This is a genomic window from Pedobacter kyonggii, from assembly GCF_004310665.1.
Lineage (GTDB): Bacteria > Bacteroidota > Bacteroidia > Sphingobacteriales > Sphingobacteriaceae > Pedobacter > Pedobacter kyonggii.
Genome location: NZ_SIXF01000011.1, coordinates 44,319 through 65,502, shown reverse-complemented (window position 1 = coordinate 65,502; position 21,184 = coordinate 44,319). Strand labels below are relative to the sequence as shown.

At 39.1% G+C, this 21,184-nt stretch carries 22 protein-coding genes; 8 read left to right on the top strand and 14 right to left on the bottom strand.

Annotation, left to right across the window (positions count from 1 at the left end; translation table 11 throughout):
- Window positions 1-63: 63 nt before the first annotated feature.
- From EYS08_RS13025 to EYS08_RS12980, 10 genes are all read right to left on the bottom strand, one after another.
- The gene (locus tag EYS08_RS13025; RefSeq protein WP_131030456.1) at window positions 64-1,182 is read right to left on the bottom strand and encodes a FecR family protein; all 1,119 of its coding nucleotides are present in this window, start codon (window positions 1,180-1,182) and stop codon (window positions 64-66) included.
- Window positions 1,183-1,325: 143 nt separating this feature from the next.
- Window positions 1,326-1,910, bottom strand: a complete 585-nt coding sequence (locus EYS08_RS13020) for an RNA polymerase sigma factor (protein WP_131030455.1) — start codon at window positions 1,908-1,910, stop codon at window positions 1,326-1,328.
- Between the two features lie 392 nt (window positions 1,911-2,302).
- On the bottom strand, window positions 2,303-2,869 hold the full coding sequence (locus EYS08_RS13015; protein ID WP_131030454.1) for a biliverdin-producing heme oxygenase: 567 nt from the start codon (window positions 2,867-2,869) through the stop codon (window positions 2,303-2,305).
- A gap of 26 nt (window positions 2,870-2,895) precedes the next feature.
- Window positions 2,896-5,259, bottom strand: a complete 2,364-nt coding sequence (locus tag EYS08_RS13010) for a TonB-dependent receptor (protein WP_131030453.1) — start codon at window positions 5,257-5,259, stop codon at window positions 2,896-2,898.
- 48 nt (window positions 5,260-5,307) lie between these two features.
- Window positions 5,308-6,582, bottom strand: a complete 1,275-nt coding sequence (locus EYS08_RS13005) for a S41 family peptidase (protein ID WP_131030452.1) — start codon at window positions 6,580-6,582, stop codon at window positions 5,308-5,310.
- A gap of 4 nt (window positions 6,583-6,586) precedes the next feature.
- Window positions 6,587-7,564, bottom strand: coding sequence for a DUF5018 domain-containing protein (locus EYS08_RS13000; protein ID WP_131030451.1), 978 nt, complete (start codon window positions 7,562-7,564; stop codon window positions 6,587-6,589).
- A 192-nt stretch (window positions 7,565-7,756) separates the two neighbouring features.
- Window positions 7,757-8,344, bottom strand: a complete 588-nt coding sequence (locus tag EYS08_RS12995; RefSeq protein ID WP_131030450.1) for a hypothetical protein — start codon at window positions 8,342-8,344, stop codon at window positions 7,757-7,759.
- Between the two features lie 86 nt (window positions 8,345-8,430).
- Complete coding sequence (locus EYS08_RS12990) at window positions 8,431-9,396, bottom strand: hypothetical protein (protein ID WP_131030449.1); 966 nt, start codon at window positions 9,394-9,396, stop codon at window positions 8,431-8,433.
- 30 nt (window positions 9,397-9,426) lie between these two features.
- Window positions 9,427-10,185 carry an HmuY family protein gene (locus tag EYS08_RS12985; protein ID WP_131030448.1) on the bottom strand — a complete coding sequence of 253 codons (759 nt, stop codon included), beginning with the start codon at window positions 10,183-10,185 and terminating at the stop codon, window positions 9,427-9,429.
- Between the two features lie 7 nt (window positions 10,186-10,192).
- Window positions 10,193-10,924: an HmuY family protein gene (locus tag EYS08_RS12980; RefSeq protein WP_131030447.1), complete on the bottom strand. Its 732-nt coding sequence runs from the start codon at window positions 10,922-10,924 to the stop codon at window positions 10,193-10,195.
- Window positions 10,925-11,250: 326 nt separating this feature from the next.
- Here EYS08_RS12980 and EYS08_RS12975 point away from each other — a divergent pair, with 326 nt between their 5' ends.
- The 4 genes from EYS08_RS12975 to EYS08_RS12960 are packed head-to-tail and all read left to right on the top strand — an operon-like array spanning window position 11,251 to window position 14,399.
- Window positions 11,251-12,093, top strand: coding sequence for a heme/hemin ABC transporter substrate-binding protein (locus tag EYS08_RS12975; protein ID WP_131030446.1), 843 nt, complete (start codon window positions 11,251-11,253; stop codon window positions 12,091-12,093).
- On the top strand, window positions 12,093-13,136 hold the full coding sequence (locus EYS08_RS12970) for a FecCD family ABC transporter permease (protein ID WP_131030445.1): 1,044 nt from the start codon (window positions 12,093-12,095) through the stop codon (window positions 13,134-13,136). Before EYS08_RS12975 ends, EYS08_RS12970 begins: the two co-directional genes overlap by 1 nt.
- An 11-nt stretch (window positions 13,137-13,147) precedes the next feature.
- Complete coding sequence (locus tag EYS08_RS12965) at window positions 13,148-14,035, top strand: heme ABC transporter ATP-binding protein (protein ID WP_131030444.1); 888 nt, start codon at window positions 13,148-13,150, stop codon at window positions 14,033-14,035.
- Between the two features lie 13 nt (window positions 14,036-14,048).
- On the top strand, window positions 14,049-14,399 hold the full coding sequence (locus tag EYS08_RS12960) for a transcriptional repressor (protein WP_131030443.1): 351 nt from the start codon (window positions 14,049-14,051) through the stop codon (window positions 14,397-14,399).
- Here the strand turns inward: EYS08_RS12960 and EYS08_RS12955 are convergent.
- From EYS08_RS12955 to EYS08_RS12945, 3 genes are all read right to left on the bottom strand, one after another.
- The gene (locus tag EYS08_RS12955; RefSeq protein ID WP_131030442.1) at window positions 14,380-15,360 is read right to left on the bottom strand and encodes a helix-turn-helix transcriptional regulator; all 981 of its coding nucleotides are present in this window, start codon (window positions 15,358-15,360) and stop codon (window positions 14,380-14,382) included. The genes EYS08_RS12960 and EYS08_RS12955 overlap by 20 nt on opposite strands.
- A 283-nt stretch (window positions 15,361-15,643) precedes the next feature.
- Window positions 15,644-16,135, bottom strand: coding sequence for an anthrone oxygenase family protein (locus tag EYS08_RS12950; RefSeq protein WP_131030441.1), 492 nt, complete (start codon window positions 16,133-16,135; stop codon window positions 15,644-15,646).
- Window positions 16,136-16,697: 562 nt separating this feature from the next.
- On the bottom strand, window positions 16,698-16,877 hold the full coding sequence (locus EYS08_RS12945) for a histone H1 (protein WP_057933955.1): 180 nt from the start codon (window positions 16,875-16,877) through the stop codon (window positions 16,698-16,700).
- A 354-nt stretch (window positions 16,878-17,231) separates the two neighbouring features.
- Here EYS08_RS12945 and EYS08_RS12940 point away from each other — a divergent pair, with 354 nt between their 5' ends.
- From EYS08_RS12940 to map, 4 genes are all read left to right on the top strand, one after another.
- The gene (locus tag EYS08_RS12940) at window positions 17,232-17,849 is read left to right on the top strand and encodes a hypothetical protein (RefSeq protein ID WP_131030440.1); all 618 of its coding nucleotides are present in this window, start codon (window positions 17,232-17,234) and stop codon (window positions 17,847-17,849) included.
- A gap of 62 nt (window positions 17,850-17,911) precedes the next feature.
- Window positions 17,912-18,385 (top strand): helix-turn-helix domain-containing protein, encoded by a 474-nt coding sequence (locus EYS08_RS12935; protein ID WP_131030439.1) that lies wholly within the window; start codon window positions 17,912-17,914, stop codon window positions 18,383-18,385.
- 157 nt (window positions 18,386-18,542) lie between these two features.
- Window positions 18,543-19,154, top strand: coding sequence for a Crp/Fnr family transcriptional regulator (locus EYS08_RS12930; RefSeq protein WP_131030438.1), 612 nt, complete (start codon window positions 18,543-18,545; stop codon window positions 19,152-19,154).
- Between the two features lie 92 nt (window positions 19,155-19,246).
- Window positions 19,247-20,047: a type I methionyl aminopeptidase gene (gene map / locus EYS08_RS12925; RefSeq protein ID WP_131030437.1), complete on the top strand. Its 801-nt coding sequence runs from the start codon at window positions 19,247-19,249 to the stop codon at window positions 20,045-20,047.
- Between the two features lie 72 nt (window positions 20,048-20,119).
- Here map and EYS08_RS12920 read toward each other — a convergent pair whose 3' ends face one another.
- Window positions 20,120-21,124 (bottom strand): 2-hydroxyacid dehydrogenase, encoded by a 1,005-nt coding sequence (locus EYS08_RS12920; protein WP_131030436.1) that lies wholly within the window; start codon window positions 21,122-21,124, stop codon window positions 20,120-20,122.
- Window positions 21,125-21,184 lie beyond the last annotated feature (60 nt).

Genomic DNA, 21,184 nt, shown 5'->3' with positions numbered 1-21,184 from the left:
GTTTAGTTAGTTTGTGAATTGGTTGGTTGATTTCTCGGCTGTTTAAAGAAAAGCCATTCTTGTTTAATTTCCTGATACCGTAAGTACTTTGCCCTTTACCTCGGTATGCACATGGTTAAGTTCTAATATTTTAAAAACCTCTGCTAAGTTGCTGCTCCTTGGTATTTCTCCCACATATTTTTCTGGTGTAATTTTGCCCTGATAAACTACATCTACATCATACCAACGCGAAATCTGGCGCATAATGCTTTGGAGATCATCGTTATCAAAAGAGAAAACATTATTCTTCCAGGCCATTTCTTTATCAATATCAATCTCTTGATCGACAATTAATCTAGCCGTGTTTATATTTAGCCTCGATTGTTCTCCCGGGTGCAGGTTTACACTACCAGAGGCATTGCTCACTTTTACAGCACCTTCTAAAAGCGTGGTTTTAACTGCGGCTTCATCCTTATAGGCATTAATATTAAAATGAGTACCCAAAACTTCTACCGTTTGTGCATCTGTTTTTACCTTAAAAGGGCGGGTTTGGTCTTTTGAAACCTCGAAATAGGCTTCTCCATTAAGTTCTACTACCCTTTCGTTTTTTGCAAAGGCATATGGATACTTTAAGGTAGTAGCTGCATTAAGCCAAACTTTTGTGCCGTCGGGCAGGCTTACCTGGTATTGTCCGCCACGGGGCGTGCTAATGGCATTGGAGCCTGTAACTGATGCATTTGGGGTTTCTTTAATGATGTATTCGAGCTGGCCGTTTTTTGCCTTACGGATTACGATGCCATTTTGGTTGGCAATCTGACCGTTTTTGGCATCATCCAGATTTACCACCGTTCCATCTGCTAGTGTTAACATTGCTTTATTTCCACCTGGAAGAATATCTTTTAATTCTGTTTTAGCCGTTAACGGCAAAGTATTACGATCTGCCACAAAATAGAGTGCTACGCTGCAGCATAAAATAATACTGGCAGCTATCGCAATGCGCTTAACCGTGACCAATTTTACAGATCTTCCGTGAGGTCTTAACCGGCTCCATACTTCTTCTTTACTGGTTTCGATGAGCAAGTGATCAGGAGCCTCTTTTTCGAAAGGCAACTGAAGGTACCATGCTTCTACAATAGCAATTTCTTCTGGCGTACAATGGCCTGCACGGTATTTATCTAAAAGCTTTTTTGCATTTTTCTCCATTAAAAGAAATCTAGTTTGGTTGATTGTTATATATACGGCGAAGCTATAGCCTTGGGGGTATTGAAAAATTATTTTTTTTTAAAATATTCTCAATACAGCTTAATTTAAAGAGAAAAGACCGTACTTAAACCCTTAATGGTAGATTATCGATAGGTTTTCAAAAGGAAAGCAACATAAATAACCACCCCTAACCTTGATTTAAGAATTCGGAGCGCTTTTTTAACCTGCGTTTTAACCGTTAACTCAGAAAGCCCTAATTCGAGCGCAATTTCTTTATGAGATTTATTCTCTTTGCGGCTTAAAACAAATATTTCGCGCATTTTTGATGGCAAAGCATCAATTTCTTGCTCAATTAATAGCGCCATTTGCTTTTCACGCACCATATAATCGGTCGATACATGGTCTTGATCTATATAATCCTGCAAAGAATCAATGTATTTACTTTCTACTTTTTGATGCGCAAACACATCCAGTACACGGTTACGCACTGCTGTATATAAGTACGCTGATAAATTACCGTCAGGTGCTACCTGTAAACGTTTAACCCAAAGCGACTCGAACAACTGGTGTAATACATCCTTTGCTTCTTCATCATCATTTAAGCGTTTATTGGCATGGATAAAAAGTAAGCCATAAAAGCGGTTGTAAATTTCGGTAAAGGCCAGCTCATCACCCTGAGTTAACAAGAATGCCAATTCACTATCAGAATAAGAACTGTAAACACGCATAGAGATAACACAAAGATAATATAAATACAATCGGTTTCATTGGCTTGCATCGGGGTATATCATACTTATCTCGTGATATTTGTAACTTTTTACATGGAAATAGCGCTTTTTTTACTACAAAAAAAGAAATTCAACAATTCTGAAAGGTTTCGTAAACAAAAACAGTCATAAAACAGGTAAGCCTGATGCCCGCTACAAACAATAGCGCGGACAATCCAGGCTTCTCAATACAAAACCAATGAATATTGGGTTTCGGTCGGAGATGTCGACCGATGGACTAAAAGTTTTTAACCACAGACGCACACAGATCAACACGGATTTCATATATCTGTGTCTATCCTTTTTATCTGTGGTTAAATTATTTCTACTTGTGCTAACTTAATCACGTTATATTAAACCGTACTTACACGCTCTTTTTCGAAAACATAAGCAAAATGTTTAAAGGTTTCGTTTGCAGCAACAATGGCCTCTTGTTCTTCTTGCTCAGTTTTTGCTTGCGCATTTAAAACAGCTATAAAATTGCCCCACATCATACCTGTAGCTTCTCCATAACCAGAAAAGAAAGAAACACCTTTGGTTACCCCTCCTTTTTCGAGCATTTTAACAATAATGCTTCCGCCCATAATCGAACCTTCTAATACGTATAATGCACCTAAAGCCTGTACCGCATTTTCAATTTTTGGTACGGTTGTAAATGGAAGATCAGTGATATCTGCATCGAGTTCTAAAATATCAGCTTTAATATAAGCCGAATTTCTACGCTGGGCATAATCCGGTAGAACCGATGCCGTGATAAAGGGTTTAATCGTTGCTTCGATATGGCTGAAGTACGCAAAAAAATGTTTCAATAAATCTGCATAATCCTGATTGCTTCTGATTGCTTTCAGCTTTAAAACAACCTGTTTCTCTAAATTCTGGTGTTCGGCTTTTGTAGCTTCTTTAATAGTTGTACTTAACATGTTTTGAAATTTATGGTGTTTGAAATTTAATCTTTATATAAACGGTAGGTTAATCCAGCCAGCAAAACGCGCCCTGGCTGCCCGGGCATTAAACTGTAGGTATAGTTTAAAATGTTATCTGCCGTAAGTCTGATACTCAAATGCTGTTTCATTAATTTCTTTTCAAAAGCGGCATTAAACATAAAAAAACTGTTTACGAAAGCATCATAGCGATCGATAAACTGGTTTCCATTGCGGTCGCCAAAAGGATATTTACCCCTGTAATTTACGCGTATGTTTAAGCTGGCATCCCAGGGACGGTAATTATAAAAAGCTTTAAAATTGGCCATGTGACGCGATCTGTTTTCAATCCCCCAATAATCAGAAGGTTTTGGGGAATAAGAATTTCCGGTTGCAGCATCGTGGATATTCTGGTTATAAGGATAATGCCCGGTTTTAATGCTATCAATTACGCTTAAATCTTTCGCGATGAGGTATTGATAACCTGCACTCAATTCTAAATTTTTAAGCGGACTAATGGAAAAAGAGAGATCTATACCTTTATTTACGGCCTCAGGAAGGTTTTGATAGGTATAAATATTCCGGTTTCCGCTTCCCGTGGCTACCTGAATGCTGTTGATCTGGTTGCGTAAAGCGTGGTGAAAAACTCCTGCCTCTACTTTCATATTTTCTTTGGGTTTCCACTCCAGACTTAAATTTAACGAAGTGCTTCTTTCTGCCTGTAAATTTTGATCCAGCTGGTTTAACAGATATTGCCTGATCTCACTAATCTGTCCCTGAGCCTGCAGCTGATTTAGCGTTTGCCTCAACACTTCATTTCCAATAACCAGGTAATTTGCTGCCGGATTATAAAAAACAAGGTACCTAGATTTAAAATCGGGTGCTTTAAATCCTGTGCCTGCACCAGCCTTAAAGGTTAAAGTTGGGATAATTTTATACTGCAGACCTAAACTGGGGTTAAGTTTACTGCCGTAGGTATTGGTTAAATCGTAACGCAGCCCTACAACCACCCCCAATTGTTTAGTGAATTGCCAATCGCCCTGCAAAAAAGTAAAACCTGAACTTACTGAAGCTGGATTGGTTAGCGAAACATCGTTCATACTTTCGATACTACCGCCCAAACCGCCTGTGAATTTAAGTTCGTCGTTTACACCATAGGCAAACTGCTGTTCGAAACGGTGTAAGTTCTGTGCGAAAATATCCTTTGTAATGTTGCTATTGGTTTGTTGCCAATCTACACTTTGGTCTGACCGGAAATTGGTATAATAATAACGGCTCATGCTGCGCAAACCCGAACTGAAGTAATGGTCAAATGTGGCCGAAAGGTTTAAATCCTGCTCGTCCTGGCTATCGCCTGAAATAATACCCAAACCAAAATCTTTCGACATAAAAGATTTCCGTAGTCCGTAGCGCCCACTAAAACCAATTGTACTTTTTGACGTTAGGCGATAACGGATTCTCCCTTGCAAAGCATAGTTATCATAAGGTGGTGCAGTAGTACCTTGCTGGATGTATTTTGGATTGGTATTGAAACCATCAGTACGGTAATAATTTGCAGAGACATTGGCCGATCCTCTTTGAGAGGCAAATGGCGTTTCTCCTTCAAGGGTAACATCGGCAATATTCAAACTTCCGTAATTTGCGGCAACCGCTGCCTGCGGTTGTAATGCGCCGTAGCGGGTTACGATATTAATCGCCCCACCGAGCGCCTCGCTTCCAAAGAGACAGGAGGATGCACCTTTAATAATTTCAATCCTTTCGACATTGGAAACACTAATCCTGGACAGATCAAAATTCCCGCTGTTGCGGCCAACCATTGGCTGACCATCGATCAATATCATAATGTATTCACTGCTAAAACCTTGCATCTGTACACCAACCGACCTTGCGCCACCCCCAATGTTGTTTACTATGGCAATCCCGGTCTGTTCTTTCAATACCTCATCTAACCTCCTACTGCCCATTAATTCGATGGTTCGCCTGCTAATTACCGTAACAGGCATTGCACTGCGTTCTAACTTTAACAGGTTATCTGGAGCAGCACGGTTTTCGGATACGGCAACCTCGTTAAGTTCTCGTTCATCGTCTGATAGTTTAATTATTAAGTTATTTGCAGCTACAGAACCGATTTTAATATTGGCTTGATGATTGATTTTGCCGACCATACTTACGGTAATGTTATAATTACCAGTAAATATCTTGTTGAAGCTAAAATTTCCTTTGGCGTCGGTTTCGGTGCTATGCCCGTCAGGCTCCAAACGTATGGTTGCACCACGCAAAGGTTTATCAAACTCATCGGTAACCGTGCCTTTTAAACTTCCATAATCTTGTGCAGCAACCGTTAAATGGAAATTGACAAGCAGTAATATGATGGTGGATAGTTTAAACATTTTTAATCAGGTGTTATTATTTTAGGATTAGGTTTTTACCTTTCTTGTTTACTTTCTTAATCGTAACCTGTTTTCAAGCATTACACTTTCTATATTATTTACCTGCAAAAGATCAGCTTTAACATTGGCAATTTTATCTGTTGTGGCCAGTTTGCTTGCAGTTAGTTTTTTAGTTCCGTTAATCAGCGAAAGTGCAGCATTTAAGCACAGCTCATCCGGATCACCCAAAACCGGATGATCTTCCCCTTTTACCATTACCTCTGGCTCCATGCCCCTAAAATAATCAGACCAGCCATGGGCATTTTTAATAAGGAAACTGCTGAGGTAAACGCTGTACTGATCGATATTGATCCCGAAAAAGCCTACAGGTTTGCCATAGGTTTTCTCTCCGATCAGTTTCACATCAAAATAAGGTTTTAGGCAACTGATCAGCATTTCGCTGGCCGATGCCGTTTTTGCTGATACGATTACATAAACCGATTGGATACTTTGCAAATTCCCTTTTTTATTGAATGTATAGGTATTGCCTGCTACAGAATAATCTACATCGGCCATGGTCGCATTACGGCCATTGTAGATGGCAGTTTTCCCATTAGCATCTAAATACGGCTGGTATTTTAATATGGGTACGGTTCCATTCTGCATAGCTGCATTAAAAACCTCGCTATACATCACCTTTCCGTTCAAACTACTGGGAACAATTAAATTGGCTATATATTCTGCGGTTTCTAAATAACCACCACCATTGCTCCGCAGATCGATTACAATAGCTTTTGGATTGGAAACTGCGAGTTCGGCAAAAGCCAGATCTAAGGCCACTTTACTACTGTTTAATGAAGGGAAGGAAGCCAAAGCCAGGTAAGCAACAGGCGTATTTCCTGTAGCAACGATTTTACTGGTAACAGCAGTGCTTGAGTTTCCTATTCCAGCAATGCTTCCGGGAATGCTCCTCCCCACCTGGAGGTTCGAATATTTTGGATTCTCAAAGTAAACTGGCAATTCGTAAGGGAGTCCTGTAGTAACATTTATTTTAAGCTGCGAAATATCAAATAATTCTTTTCGAAAAGCTGTAATATCAGAACTGATTGCCCCATATTTTTGCCTTGGGTTAAACACAGCATAGCTTGGCAACGCATCATTCCATAGGTATACCTGTTTCGCATACAAAAAGATAGAATCGAGCGTAAACTGGCTACGCGTACCCGTTGTAGGCGAAACAATCTCTTCCGCATCATCAACAGAAACCTGTGCCTTTTTACAGGCAGAGGTTCCCGTTAGAATGAGCGTAAGAAGCGCGAAATATATCTTTATGTGTTGTTGCACCTTGTTATTTTATGATGGTAATTATATCATCAAAATAATCTGATCCGATACCCGCTGCATAATATTCTCCGGCAGGATAATTATAGATAAATAGATCGTATTGACCGATAGGCAGGCTTTCAGGCACATTTAATGTTAATTGATCAGTTTTAGCTTCTTTGACCGTAAGATCATAAAACTGTTTGTTAGCTACATTTCGGATTGAAAACTTATTGATCAATTCGATCCTGTTTACGCCATTTAGTGTAAATTCTTCTCCAGGTTTTAAAGTGGTTTTTATGGCGGCCATTTCAATAGCACTTATAAAAGGTGAGCCGGCAGTTATGCCAAAGGTCCGCTCTATAACCACAGTTCTTTGCCCTGAAACAACCTTTAGTTTATAAATACCATCTGGTGTTGTTGTATCTAATGTTACATTTATAGCTATTGGGCTCAATGTTCCAATTGTTAACTCTTTTTCATTGTTATTAGCTGTATTGATCAGGTAAACTTTGGTCTGATTTTTATCAGCAATAACATTATCACCACTTATAATAATATTTCTACCTTTTATTGCAAAATTTTTGGTATTGTAGACTGAGACCCCACCAGTTATATCAACCTTAAGTAGCGGCTGATTTACAACCTTTTTAATTGCATATTCTTTAGTAGTACCATTCTGCGCGGTTACCACAAACCTGGTTGTCTCTTTAAAAGCTACTGTTTGTCCAGATGACGGACTAATCTTCGCCCTTTCTGATACCACAATTATGGGTACGATATTATCGGGTACTGCCTGATTAGATGGCCAATATATAGTGAGGTTCTTTTCATCAATTACAGCCTTAATTGGTTCACCGTTGGCATCTTTTACGGTAAAACTTACAATATCGGCATAAGGAAAATCTTCATATTCTTTTTTGCAGGCACTAAATAGGCTTAATAAGCAAAAAAGCAATAGGGAGTATGAGCTGGTAGAGAAGCGTTTATATGTTGTATTCATAATCAATTATTATTAGATTTGCATTTTTAGCGCCCGCAAATATGGTTTTACCCAAGGCTAATATTTTTAAAACGATTCGGGATTATTCCCTTATTTGGGTGTCATTTATGATTTTTAGGGGCGGCTAGTTGTGTTTTCGCCCCTTTTTCAAAATCAATTTTAATTCAGGAAATCCCCCTGGTGAATTAATCCTTATTTTAATCTCTTAATATGGAAGTTTACAGTAGTATTGTAAGTACCAGATGTAGTTACGCCATCAAGCTGAACTACATAAAGTCTGGTTGAACCAGCAATTGTTGAGCCGTTACCTACAACAGCATATCTTTGAGCAACAGGAGTAATGGTACGATTAACGCGGTCGTAATTATACCATCCAACTACAGTTGCACTATTGCTACCCAAAGTGCTAATTGCACCCAATGTAACCGAAGAAACATCGGTTAAAGTAATACCAGTAACATTGGTTACTGAAGGAGAATCGTAATAACCAAGGCTATTTGTTCCTGCAATGGTAATGTTTCCGTTAAAGTTGCTGTCAAAATTAACCTGATTTCCAGAGCTTGCAACAACATTGTTCAATAGGTCGTAACCAACAGCAGTCCAGGAAGTAGGCGAAGTTGATGAATTGGTTACCACACCTGCCTCGGTAGAATCTACGGCGATAAGCGCAGTCGTATTTTGCAAAGCAAGTTTGTTATCTGGCTGAACAGCTTCTTTTTTACAAGCGGTTCCTAATATGGCTAAAGTTGCAATTGCGAACGTAAGTTTTAAAAATTTCATTTTCATTTTTTTTAGATTTATGATTTTATTATATAAATGGGAATAATCTCCCGAATCGTTTTTCATGATTAAATTGTAAATGAGTACTATTTTGCAGTTACAGTAACAGACCAGTTTAGGGTTGATAAAGGCCAGGTACCAAAAGATGCTATTGGTGTATATACCCCTGATGGAACGGTATCAGGCACGCGGATTACAGCCTCCGTACGGGTATAGGAAACAATAGGCAATAGTGTTTTTTGTCCGTTTACCGTAATATAGAATTCCTTAAAATCGTGGAATATAATTTGCGAGGAATTGATTTTAAAGGTTTCACCCTGTTTAACAATCACTGGACCGTAGTTTATCCCCGGCCTGCCATAAACTACCTTTACGGGATGCTTCATTTCGGCAGTTAAGGCCTGTACTTTTACCCTTACCTTGTAAGTACCGGTATCTAAAGTTTGCGGAACCTGTAAATAACCGTAAGTATACGTCTTAACACCAGCTATTATGGCTACCGATACACTTGGTGTTCCAAGCGAAAGGCTAGGCGCTAACTCATATTCCTTATTGCCTTTATCAACCAAAAAGGCTTTGATCTTTTTAAGATCAGAAACATTAAAATTACCCTGAACCCGCACATCATAAGCACCAACTGCCATTGTTGATGTTGTAGTAGCTGTTGATAGCTCGGTTAATACCAGGGGCGAGATCTGATTTAGTTTAATGATGAGTTTGTAGGTCGAAGTACTTTGATCGGCAGCAATTACGGTATAAGTTTTTTTTGTATCCAAAACCCCTACCGGTGCAAGCGTTTCGCTCAGTTTAGCTCCTGCCGAAAGTTTGATTGCAGGTTCGATTACATCCAGTTCATAATAATAAGGCAAGTAAAGCGTAATGGTTTTATCGGTCTCATCTATAGCACCGAAAATGTTTCCATCCGATACGGCAACCTTAAATTCGGTGATTTTATTTGCCGGAAGTGGATCAAGTCCGATTGTTTTTTTGCAGGCGGCAAGCGTAGCAACTGTTAATAAAAGGCAAAGCAGTTGCGTTAATTTATTTTTCATTTTAATACTGGTATTGATTTATTTGTGGGTTTATTTGATTTCGAATTTGGTGCTTCCTTTTGGAACAATGACATATTCAAAAGTGAAATACATGTGCGGTGTTGTTCTGAACCATTTATCGGCGGTAAAGGCATCTTTATAGCAGCTGATCATTTTGATCTTGGCATAATCGCCTTTGGCCGTACGGACAATAACGGTGCGTTTTTCGGGCATGGCATAGGCCACGTGCTGTTTATCATAACTACCGTCTCCCCTTTTGGTGCCTCCAAAATCGTACAGGTACCAACCAATGCCTTCTCCAAAATCGCCTTCATTGTCGGTTCCAATAAATTTGCTGATGCTTAGTACAGCATCTGTAGGCACATCAACTACCTGGTCAAATGGTTTTTCCAAAATGGTAATAGCACCAGAACCTGTGCTTCCCGATCCTAAACTTGTTGATGACTGACCGTTGTTAGGACTTAAAAAACTATTATAAAGTCCGTTAAAGCCAACATCCCAACGATTGGTTTTGGCATATAGTAAGGGCACTATTTCTTTTGTTTCCAGGCTGAACAGCACAGCTGTTGGTGGTACGGTTGGATTGGCATCATCCGTTTCTACAGCAAGGTTTTCGATACGCTGTAATTTATAATATGCTGTACCGCCCTCTGTTTTGGTCGGTACTTCTTTTCCAGGCTCTGGAGAAATAATTTCATCTTTTTTGCATCCCGTAAAGAGCACAGCCAGCACTAAAGAGATTGATGCCAATTTAAACAGCGTTTTATTTATTATAGTAATATTGTTCATCTTTAAATTATTTGGTCTGTAAATTTTTGCTTCCATCCTGCTGTACGTAATATTTAAAAGTATAATATGGCGCAGGCCAGTTTAAATCGGTAACACTGGGCGGATTGCCTTTATAGGCGTTGATCAATTGTAGTTTGGCATATTTACCATCAGGTAGCCTAATGGCGTAGGTGCGGTTGGGTATAGCCTGCATAATGTGCGAACTGAGGCTATAGAAAAACCAGCCATTTGAGGTTGCCGACGATGCCCAGCCAATTTTAGTTACTTCGCTCGCACTAAAGGCCTCATCAGAAGGAGCCTGATTAAGCGTATCGTAACTTTGCTCAAGCATTATAACCGCACTTTTAGCCGTTCCGCCATAACCAGGGTTAAATTGATAATCTTTATCATTTACATAAACCTCGCTATTGTAGGGACCGGTAAAGGCGAGGTCCCAGTCTTTTGTTTTTAACCATTGTGCCGAATCAGCCGCATTACGGATCCAGATCTGTTTCTGATCTTTAAAGCGAAAAAGAAAAGTATAAAATGCACGTACTTCTTTGCCCGGCGTTCCATTTCCCATGGCGGCCTGTGTATCGCCAGCCAGGTCGGTTACTACAATACTCTTACCATCCTGTAAAACTTCGTTGGGATCGAGCTCGTCTTTTTTGCACGAACCAAGTGAGAGAACCAATAACAAAAAACCAACAGCTAAAACTGTTTTTCTCTTTATTGCACGGCTATGTTTTATATACTTCATTGTTAATATTATTTTTAATCATTCTAAATAAGAACACTGCAAACATCCATATTAACCACCACAAATGGTTTGTTCAATCCGTATTTTAATTTGTTCAATCCGTATTTTCTTTTGTTCAAAGCGTATTATTTGTCACTCGTTTTAACTAAGCCTTATTGATCACCGGCTCCAAAAAACAACTATAAACAACTGAAAAACAAGAAAATAACAAAATCATTAATTTAAATCAGTTTTAAAAAGTGTATTTAAAGTAAATATCTTGCCCGCTCAATTACTTGTATTTAGATTAATTAAACACTTTTTTTGTTCCTATAACCATCGCATATATGAGGATTAAAAAGTATTATATTGTATTGATTATTGTTTCTTTTTTGAGTGCTACACAATATGTTGTTGCACAAGCGAAGCGCATCATTACCTTAAGCAGTGCCATTAGTGAAACCGTAAATGCATTGGGTTATGGCAAGAATATTCTGGCTACCGATGTAACCAGTGTATGGCCAGAAGAGATAAACAGATTGCCAAAAGTGAGCAGAAACCGTTCTTTCTCTATTGAGAGTATTACCGCTTACCGTCCAGATCTTATTCTGGTACCTGAAGGAGATTTTTCTAAAGAAAACCTTTACCAGTTTAAATCATTGGGCATCCGGGTGGTTACCATCCGTCAGGAATTTTCTATTCAGGGCGCAACAAAATTTATCAGGCAAATTGCTGCTGCCATTGGCGATAAGGCGCGTGGCGAGCAACTCGCACAAAAAACAGAAAGTAACATCAATACCACTTTAAGTCAGCTAAAAAAGGGCAGCAAAAGCCCAAAGGTTTTATTTATTTACGCACGGGGCGTCGGCACCATGAATGTGGCTGGCAAAGGCAGCAGTATAGATGAGATCATTAAATTGGCTGGAGGCAAAAATGCCATTCAGGAGTTTAGCGATTTTAAACCTTATACCACGGAGGCATTGATTAAAAGCAACCCGGATGTGATTTTAATGTTCGATTTCGGATTAAGCAGTTTAGGCGGAAGAGCAGCCTTTTTGGATCTCCCCGGTGTAAGTTATACCAATGCCGGAAAAAATAAAAAGATTGTAGAAATGAACGGACCTCTGCTCATCAATTTCAGTAATCGCTTACCCGAAGCCATTAAAGCACTAAATAACCGCATTTTATAATGAAAAGAACCGTTATTTATACCTGCCTGAGTGTAGGTTTATTGGTTTCCATCTGTTTTTCCTTAGCCTTGGGTGCTATGCGCATTCCCATAAAAGAAGTGATCGACACCCTAACCCATGCCATGGGATTTTCTGTTTTTAGCAGTGCAGATCATGGTATAAACGAAGGAGTAATTATGATGATCAGACTACCCCGCACCTTAATGGGTGTACTGGTTGGTACTGCTTTGGGCATTTCTGGTGCAGCCATACAAGGAATATTCAGGAATCCATTGGCCGAACCCAGTTTGGTTGGTATATCGGCTGGGGCATCTTTAATGGCGGTATTGATTATTGCTTTCGAAACACTGTTATTTTCTAGTTTGAGTCAGCTGCTGGGTTATTACCTTTTGGCCTTTGGCGCTTTTGCTGGTGCAGGCATTACTGCTATGTTGGTGTACAATCTTTCCAAAATCAATGGCCAGGCCAATGTTTCGACTATGTTGCTCGCGGGTATTGCCATCAATGCAATGGCTGGTGCTTTAACCGGATTGGTTACTTATCTGGCCGATGAACAAAAACTCAGGAGCATTACCTTCTGGATGATGGGCAGCCTTGGCGGGGCAACCTGGCAAAACGTAAGCTGTTTATTTCCTTTTGTACTTATCCCTGTAGTCGGGCTCCCATTTTTAGCTAAAGGTTTAAATTTATTTGCCATTGGCGAAAATCAGGCCGAGCTGATCGGCCTAAACCCCAACCGTATCAAAATATTGGTAGTGGTATTGGCTACCATGGCTGTTGGAGCTTCTGTTGCCGTTTCCGGCATTATCGGTTTTATTGGCCTGCTCATCCCCCACCTTACACGTTTGTTGGGCGGCGTAGATCATCGTTTTGTGCTTCCTGTTTCGGCATTAATGGGCGCATTGGTACTTACATTGGCCGATATGATTTCGAGATTGATTGTGCAACCGATCGAATTGCCGATTGGTGTGGTTACTGCTTTAATGGGTACGCCCATATTTTTATATATCCTAATTAAAGACAAAAAGAAATTAGTTAATTAAATAACCGGTTTATGCTCAGAGTAGAATCCATCAGCTATAAATTAAACAACAGGCCGCTTTTAAAAGATATCTCGTTCTGTATCAGGCCAGGCGAAATGGTTGCGCTTTTAGGGGCGAACGGTGCCGGAAAATCTACCTTAATGCGCCTGCTTTCTGGTGAACGAAAGCCCGATAGCGGACGGATTATGTTATACGGAGCAGATATTAAAGGTTATAACCGAAAAGTACTGGCCACCAAAAGGGCTTATCTGCAGCAGTACAACCCCATTACCATGGCCTTTAGTGTGAAAGAAATCGTGATGATGGGCCGTTATGGTTTTAAAAGTTTATCATCTGCTAAAAATGATCAGCTAGCCCTTACCGAAACGATGGAAATCTGCGGATTAACTGATCTTGCAGACCGATCGATGTTAAGCCTTTCTGGAGGTGAACAGCAACGGGTACACCTGGCAAGGATACTGGCCCAATTGTGGGATAATAAAGATTCTGTATTGCTCTTGGACGAACCGACCAACAATATGGATATTCAGTTTCAGCACCAAACCCTGGCCATAGCCGCTGCCATGGCAAAAAAGGGGTACATGATTATAGTGGTACTGCACGAAGTTAACCTGGCCGCGCAATATGCCAGCCGCATTATTATTTTAAAAGATGGTAGAAAATGGTGGGATGGAACGCCTGTACAGGTACTCACCCCTCAGCACATGTATACCGCATTTGGCATCCATGCACAGGCCTATACAGACCAAAGCAGCCTAAAAACGATTATTGTACCAAAGGAAATTAAGCTTGATGCCGGAAAATTTAACACCAATCTAAAAACTACACAACAACCCGTATATAAGTTAAAAACTATCGAAACCGATGAATTAATCAACCTCCAATCTGTAAAGATTTAATTCTCCACTACCTATGGAAAATATTCAAAAACTATTCAATACCGCACAAACTATTGGCCAGCTACCAAATTCTGCCTGTACCGACGCTTTTAAAGAAACACTTTTAAAGACGATAAACGATTACTGTAGATTAAAACGCCTATCCTTTTCCGAAAAAAGATTATGGATTGCCTTTAAACTGATGGAGGTAAGTGATTTTATTCATCCCGAATCGCTTTGGTTAATGCTTAAGGAAGATAAAACACCCATCAGCATCGGTTGTGTATACACCAACCTGAAGCTAATGGAAGCAGCAGGTATAGCCGAAGCGCAAAGTGCAGGATCGAGACTAACCCTGTATAAGATCAGAGCCGCACATCACTAGGCAAAATGCCATAGTATTTTTTGAAAGCATTGGTAAAACTGGCCTGATGTTTAAAGCCAACGTTTACGCCTACCTCATACATATTTTTGCCTTCTTCTAAAATCAATCTTTTGGCCTCTTCCATTCTTAAACGGGTTACAAAATCGTAAATGGTACTGCCAAAATATTTTTTAAAACCTGTTCTCAATTTAAACTCATTAAGCAAGATCATTTTAGAAAGCTGCTTATGGGTTGGTGGATCGATGTAATCGCGTTCCAAAATCTCCCTGGCTTCTTCGAGTTTTGGGATATCGCGATCAAGTAGCGACTCTCTACCACCTTGTATATGCTGACTAAATTGTTCCAGCTGATACATAATCAGTTCGGTAATCCGGGCATCGGTAAACAGGCGTTTCAATTCCCCATCTTGCCTGCAGGTGATAATCGCTTCGATGGATCTGCGCATTTCTGGCGTCATAAAAAGATCGTGTTCGGCAAAAGATGTCGAAATCCCTTTTTCCATCTCCTGCACAAATTGCTCATGTAATGGGGAATATAGATCAACCAAGTGCAGATAATAATCTTTAGAAAGTACGATTAAAAAATATACAAATTCTACATCAGGCTTCACATCGTAAGCTTCCTTTGCCGAAGGGATGTAGCGGATATTATGCCTGCTCCGGCCATATTTAGCTGATTGTTTACCCGCAGCACCCGAACCGTTTTTATTGCTAAAAATAAACTGACAGGTAATGGCCTCTCCTTCTACCTCGGTCAGGATCCTGGCAGGTCCATCAAATTTCATTTCAGAATGCACCAAAAAAAGGCCATTGGTAGAGAGCTGATAATTTTTAATACCTACCGGAGCATCTTTAATGGTTATAGATTTTTCGGATAATCGGTGATCGGGAACATATTTATCTGGAATTTCTTCCATGAACAGAAAATCTTTCTGATGCTCTATTCTTGCCTTTACAATCATTTCCGGTCTAGGTTAATGTTTAATCATGGGGATAGAACAAATATAATAATATTATTTATATCAATTCTAAATAAGAGCAATTAATCTGCATTCTTTATGAAGATATAGAATGCATCGGATTTTAGCTTTTGGTTAAAAGCAGATTGTTTTGCCAGAAAGGATAGGTCACGGTAATAATGGCTACAGTAAATTAAAACTTATTCATTCAATCGCCCGATTTTTTTCTTATTTGTTAAGGCTTCAAAGTCTGGCCTGTTTACCTCCGTTTCCTAACAGTTCCACATTAAACATTGCGGCTTAATATTGCTGCGTACGCTACCAGTACAATACAGATAAATGAGGCGATAGTTCTGATCCGATGGAATAAATTCCAGCTCGACTCAAATTTTTCACGTAATGCAGTTAGTTCTGTTGCACCAAGTTTATTAAGATCTGTCCCATCTAATAGGTCATTGAGCGGTACATTACCAATTACTGTAACCAGAAAAACACCACCGAAATATAATAAGGTTGCTGCCAAAAGCAGGTAAAAAACCATAGGCTGTTCTCTAAAAAACCAAACACTTATGGGCAATATGAATAGCGTGCCCATAAAAGAAATAAAAAATAACGGATTTAAAATAGCCCGGTTTATGGATTGCATAGCTTGTAAAAAGGAGGCATCAGAAAGACGCGCCAAGCCAGGAATAACTGAACAGGAGTATGCATAAAAAAGACCACCAATAAGTGCAGTAGAAACTGTACTTAAAAAAAGAACCAAGGTTTTAATATTCATAACCAATTGCTTTTAAATATGTCCGTACCCTAAAGAGTGTGACGAATTTAAGCAAAAACGTTATCCGAAAAAAAAATACTATCTAAAAAAGAGCGCCAATTTAGATAGGAAAGAGCGATAATCTAGATATGAAAAGTTAATAGGTAGATGTTTAATAAAAAATTTCAATGTTTATTGCTCCCAAACAAACGCCGTCCATATTAAAATTTCTACATTTTCATTGATTCTAAACGAAGATCGTATTCTGTCCTTATTTTCTGCACTAGGTTACATAGATCGGTCTGTTTTCGTTACAGATCGGTGCAAATGTTTGTCAAAACCTACATTTAGAACTACAATATTAGTAGCCTGCATCCCACCTGCCCTTGTTCTAAATCAAAGCGGGCTTTGGTTCCTACAACTAAAGAACGACTGTAAATCCCTATCAATTTCTGGTTATCTGCATAAACCATTTCCTTTCCATCATCACTTTTAGAGATAGATAAAGGATAAAGACCTAGACTGGCACATAAAAAGAAAGCCCACGTAAAACGCGGGCTTTCTTTTTAAAAGCGAAAACAAATTATTTAGCGCTATTTTTTTTATCAGTTACTTCAGCTCTAATCTCTTGGGCTAAAACTTTTAGGTCTTGCATTGCTTTACGTACACGTGTACCTGCTGCAGCATTACCACCATCATAAAATTTAGTTACGTCTGCTTCAACAGAAGAGATTAGATCTTGCACTTTTTTAAATTTGTCCATAATTTTTCCTTTATAGGGATGGTAAACATCCATTAATTAAATATATTCCTTTCCGCTCACAATAAACGGGCCGCAAAACTATTGCTTTTTACAAATTAAACAAACATTTATGTCAAATCATTATTGCTGATGGCATAAAAAGCCGATAAACATAAAGAGCTGTGGCAGTTACACTAGTCTTACTTTCAAACAAAACCGCCTCATTTTTAATATTTTACGCATAAGGTATTTGATAATAAAATATTTTACAATTAGGAGAATTTAGTTTAACAATTATGTTTTACCTTGGTTGGAAATATGCAATCTTTAAACCTGCTCGTTAGTACTAGTTGTCTATTCTTACTTTTATTCTCTATGCATCTTTTTTTCGCAAAAAAAGGGAATAAACTGCTTAACATCCTGCTTTCGGTTATATTTTTCGCCCGATTTGGGCAGATTTTAACTTCACTGCTCTTTAAATCGGGCCAACCTAATGCTTTAGCCTTTTTTCATCAGACTTTTACGCCGTTTTATTATGCTGTCCCAGCTTGCTTTTACCTCTACATTACAGGCTTTCTTCAAGATCGTAAAAATTTACAAAAAATAGAATGGCTTCATTTTGTACCAGCTTTATTAGCCATTATTCACGTTATCCCCTGGCATTTCTCTACAACACTCGATTGGGATTTGATAGGAAGCCAATTGGCTGAAAATGGTTACTTCTCACTAAAAACAAAAAGTGGTTTGTTTCCTCCATATTTCCATTACTTATTTAGGCCAATACTGGTATTTGGCTATTTGTGCTTTACCTGGATTGCAGTACTCCGTTTAAAAAACAAACCACAACAGATACTGGAAGGTGAAGGCAGAAAATGGATCATCTTTTTTCTCCGGGTTGCGACCTTTTTTCAGTTGTTTAGTTTAGTGCCCATTATTTTAAGAAGCTTACACATCCCATATGTTATGCCTCTTTTATTGTACTCAATTGTTTAACCCTATTAGTCATTTTATTATATGCGCTTCACAAGCCTTATATTTTTTATGGTTACTTGCTGGTGGCTGTTGATTGGACTAAAAAACCTGCAATCAAGAAAACTGAGACTGATTCCTCATTGGTTCCTTTATCAGAAGAAGATCAAAAACGTACACTTACAGCTGTCAAAAAAATTAATCTTTTAGATGCACAGCTGTCTGACTATGCCCTTGCCATGAAAGAAATAATGGAAGGGGAACAGCTTTACCTGGTACACGATTTTCAGATTATAGATCTGGCGGCAAAACTTAACCTCCCGATCCACCATTGCTCTTTCGTAATTAACAAACACATTGGCAAAAATTTCCGGGACTGGATAAACAGCTACCGGGTTAATCATTTTTTAAAGCAATATCCACTCAGATCGGATAAAATAACTATCGAAGCTATTGCTTCTGAAGCTGGCTTTAAAAGTCTGGCTACGTTTTACAATGCGTTTAAAAAAGAAACGGGCTTAATGCCAACCAACTATTTTGCACAGGAATTAAGCCGCTAACCTGTTATTACTCCATTTTTTCTCTAACGATCGTATCGTTAGAGGCCACAATCACGCTGTTTTTCTCTAAACATTGAAATACCAGATATCTTTGGTTTCTGATCATCATATGAGTATGCTTCAATCCATTTCTTAGAAATCTAAACAAGCCTTAACTATGCCTTATTCAACATCGTTTTTACGCCCGTTTTTCGATTATATTGAGCAATTCTATCCTTTATCTGGAGCCTTTAAGGCCGAACATGAAAAATCTTGTAAGCTCATCCATGTTAAAAAGAATAAATACATTCTTTCACCAATAGACAGTAATGCTTCGCTATATTTTTTGGTACACGGACTCGTTCGTGGCTTCGTACGAGATGGTAAAAATGATATCAGCACCTGGTTTAGCTGTGGAAATGAATTAATTGGTGCCATACGTCATCCCGTTCAGCAGCCTAATCATTCGATAGAATATCTTCAGGCGCTGGAAGAATGTCAACTCATCTGCATTCCTTATACCCTAATCGATTCGATGTACGCAAACTATCCAGAGGCCAACCTAATCGGCAGAAAGCTGTTGGCGCTTCATTATTATGCAGCATCAGAAAGATCAATCCTGGCCAGGATACCAAAAGCAATGAGCAGGTACCGCAAACTCCAGGAAAGTGACTTGGACATCAACAGAATACCACAGCGTTATCTGGCCAGCTACCTTGGCATGCGTTTAGAAACCCTGAGTAGAATCAGAAATAAAGTTTCAGCACTCGATTACCGGTTGTGTTCTTAATTTAACTACGACCATTCAACAATCATTCAGTTCTTCCATCATTCAACGCTTCGTCTTTTTTCCTTTCCGCTTCTTTTGCTAAATTTGCAGCAATGATTTTATATAAAACCAATGAAGAAGTAGAACTGATGCAGATCAGTGCCCTACTGGTGAGCGATACCCTTGCAGAAGTAGCTAAAATATTAAAACCCGGCATTACAACTCTTGAAATTGATAGAATAGCCAACGAATTTATACTTGATAATGGCGCCGTACCTTCCTTTTACAACTATAATGGTTTTCCCTTTCATATTATTACCTCGGTAAACGATGTGGTTGTACATGGCTTTCCGACTAAAGACGAGCTGAAAGATGGCGATATTATCTCAGTGGATGTGGGTACCATAAAAAACGGTTTTCACGGCGATCATGCTTATACCTTTATCATCGGCGAAGTATCGCCAGCGGTAATAAACCTGGTAAAAACAACTAAAGAATCACTTTTTCTTGGAATTAAAGAAGCTGTTGTGGGTAAACGCATCGGCGATATTGGTGCAGCAATCCAAAGCCATAACGAAAAGCAGGGTTATGGCGTGGTGAGAGATCTGGTAGGCCATGGCTTAGGTAAAGATATGCACGAAGACCCACAGGTGCCAAATTATGGCCGTAAAGGCAATGGTTTACTCTTAAGAGAAAACCTGGTACTGGCCATAGAACCTATGATAAATATGGGCAAAAAAGATGTTTTTCTAGATGAAGACGGCTGGACAATCAGAACTGCTGATGGAAGTCCATCTGTGCATTTTGAGCATGATGTATGCGTGAAAAAAGGGGAAGCACTTATTCTTTCTAATTATGCCCCTATTGAGGCTGCTGAAAAGCAGAACAGCAACCTTAATACCTCTTATTACTAAATAGCAACAATGCGCGCATGGAGATTTTGGAGAGATCGGCTCTCAAAAAACTCCATGCAACCATCTATCTTGTTACACCAATATTGCATCTGAAACTATCTCTTCAGCATTATCGTCTAATAATGTTTTAACTGTTTTTAGGGTAGACGCTGCAATTTCTGTTAAGGCCTCTTGTGTAAAAAAAGCCTGATGCCCGGTAAGCAAAACATTCGGAAAACTAATTAATCGCTGAATATCATCATCACCAATAATACTTGCTGAAAGATCTTTAAAAAAGAGTTGTTCTTCCTGCTCATATACATCAATTCCCAGCGCCGCAAGCTGACCTGTTTTTAGTGCTTCTATTACATCACGTGTATTAATCAATCCGCCTCTACTTGTATTGATTAGCGTAACGCCTTTTTTCATCGTCGATAAGCTATTTGATCCAATTAGATAATGGTTTTCCGATGTAAGCGGGCAATGTAACGAAACAATATCGGCATCTTTTATTACTTCATGAAAAGGCAAATATTTTACTCCTGCACTTTGCAATGATTTATTCACAAAAGGATCCGAAGCCAGTACAACACAGCCAAAACCAAGCATAATTTTACAGAAAGCAGCGCCAATTTTTCCTGTACCGATTACCCCTACTGTTTTGCCAAAAAGATTGAAACCCATTAAACCTGAAAGCGAAAAATTCTGTTCGCGTACGCGGTTATAGGCCTTATGGGTTTTACGGTTTAACGTAAGCAACATGGCCACGGCATGTTCTGCAACAGCTTGTGGCGAATAAGCCGGAACGCGGCAAACGCGAATTCCGTATTGTTTGGCCGCATTCAGATCGACATTATTAAAGCCTGCACAACGCAAAGCAATAACTTTCACCCCTTTTTGCGCCAGTATGGCTATAACATCAGCCGTTAGTTTATCGTTCACAAATACACAAACAGCATCAGTACCTACTTTTATCGCATCGGCAATATGAGGACCCAGATGAGTTTCCCAAAATTCCAATTCAAAATCATAATGTTTATTACAGCTTTCAAAAAATTCACGGTCGTAAGGCTTCGCAGAAAAAAATACAATCTTCATATCGTTAAAAATACGGATTAAATAGGGTTTTTGCTATACTGTTTTAACTTAGGGGTCAAA

Coding starts and splice junctions, on each gene's coding strand:
- EYS08_RS13025 (WP_131030456.1), bottom strand. CDS start 1,182: ATGGAGAAAAATGCAAAAAAGCTTTTAGATAAATACCGTGCAGGCCAT.
- EYS08_RS13020 (WP_131030455.1), bottom strand. CDS start 1,910: ATGCGTGTTTACAGTTCTTATTCTGATAGTGAATTGGCATTCTTGTTA.
- EYS08_RS13015 (WP_131030454.1), bottom strand. CDS start 2,869: ATGTTAAGTACAACTATTAAAGAAGCTACAAAAGCCGAACACCAGAAT.
- EYS08_RS13010 (WP_131030453.1), bottom strand. CDS start 5,259: ATGTTTAAACTATCCACCATCATATTACTGCTTGTCAATTTCCATTTA.
- EYS08_RS13000 (WP_131030451.1), bottom strand. CDS start 7,564: ATGAATACAACATATAAACGCTTCTCTACCAGCTCATACTCCCTATTG.
- EYS08_RS12995 (WP_131030450.1), bottom strand. CDS start 8,344: ATGAAATTTTTAAAACTTACGTTCGCAATTGCAACTTTAGCCATATTA.
- EYS08_RS12990 (WP_131030449.1), bottom strand. CDS start 9,396: ATGAAAAATAAATTAACGCAACTGCTTTGCCTTTTATTAACAGTTGCT.
- EYS08_RS12985 (WP_131030448.1), bottom strand. CDS start 10,185: ATGAACAATATTACTATAATAAATAAAACGCTGTTTAAATTGGCATCA.
- EYS08_RS12980 (WP_131030447.1), bottom strand. CDS start 10,924: ATGAAGTATATAAAACATAGCCGTGCAATAAAGAGAAAAACAGTTTTA.
- EYS08_RS12975 (WP_131030446.1), top strand. CDS start 11,251: ATGAGGATTAAAAAGTATTATATTGTATTGATTATTGTTTCTTTTTTG.
- EYS08_RS12970 (WP_131030445.1), top strand. CDS start 12,093: ATGAAAAGAACCGTTATTTATACCTGCCTGAGTGTAGGTTTATTGGTT.
- EYS08_RS12965 (WP_131030444.1), top strand. CDS start 13,148: ATGCTCAGAGTAGAATCCATCAGCTATAAATTAAACAACAGGCCGCTT.
- EYS08_RS12960 (WP_131030443.1), top strand. CDS start 14,049: ATGGAAAATATTCAAAAACTATTCAATACCGCACAAACTATTGGCCAG.
- EYS08_RS12955 (WP_131030442.1), bottom strand. CDS start 15,360: ATGATTGTAAAGGCAAGAATAGAGCATCAGAAAGATTTTCTGTTCATG.
- EYS08_RS12950 (WP_131030441.1), bottom strand. CDS start 16,135: ATGAATATTAAAACCTTGGTTCTTTTTTTAAGTACAGTTTCTACTGCA.
- EYS08_RS12945 (WP_057933955.1), bottom strand. CDS start 16,877: ATGGACAAATTTAAAAAAGTGCAAGATCTAATCTCTTCTGTTGAAGCA.
- EYS08_RS12940 (WP_131030440.1), top strand. CDS start 17,232: ATGCATCTTTTTTTCGCAAAAAAAGGGAATAAACTGCTTAACATCCTG.
- EYS08_RS12930 (WP_131030438.1), top strand. CDS start 18,543: ATGCCTTATTCAACATCGTTTTTACGCCCGTTTTTCGATTATATTGAG.
- map (WP_131030437.1), top strand. CDS start 19,247: ATGATTTTATATAAAACCAATGAAGAAGTAGAACTGATGCAGATCAGT.
- EYS08_RS12920 (WP_131030436.1), bottom strand. CDS start 21,124: ATGAAGATTGTATTTTTTTCTGCGAAGCCTTACGACCGTGAATTTTTT.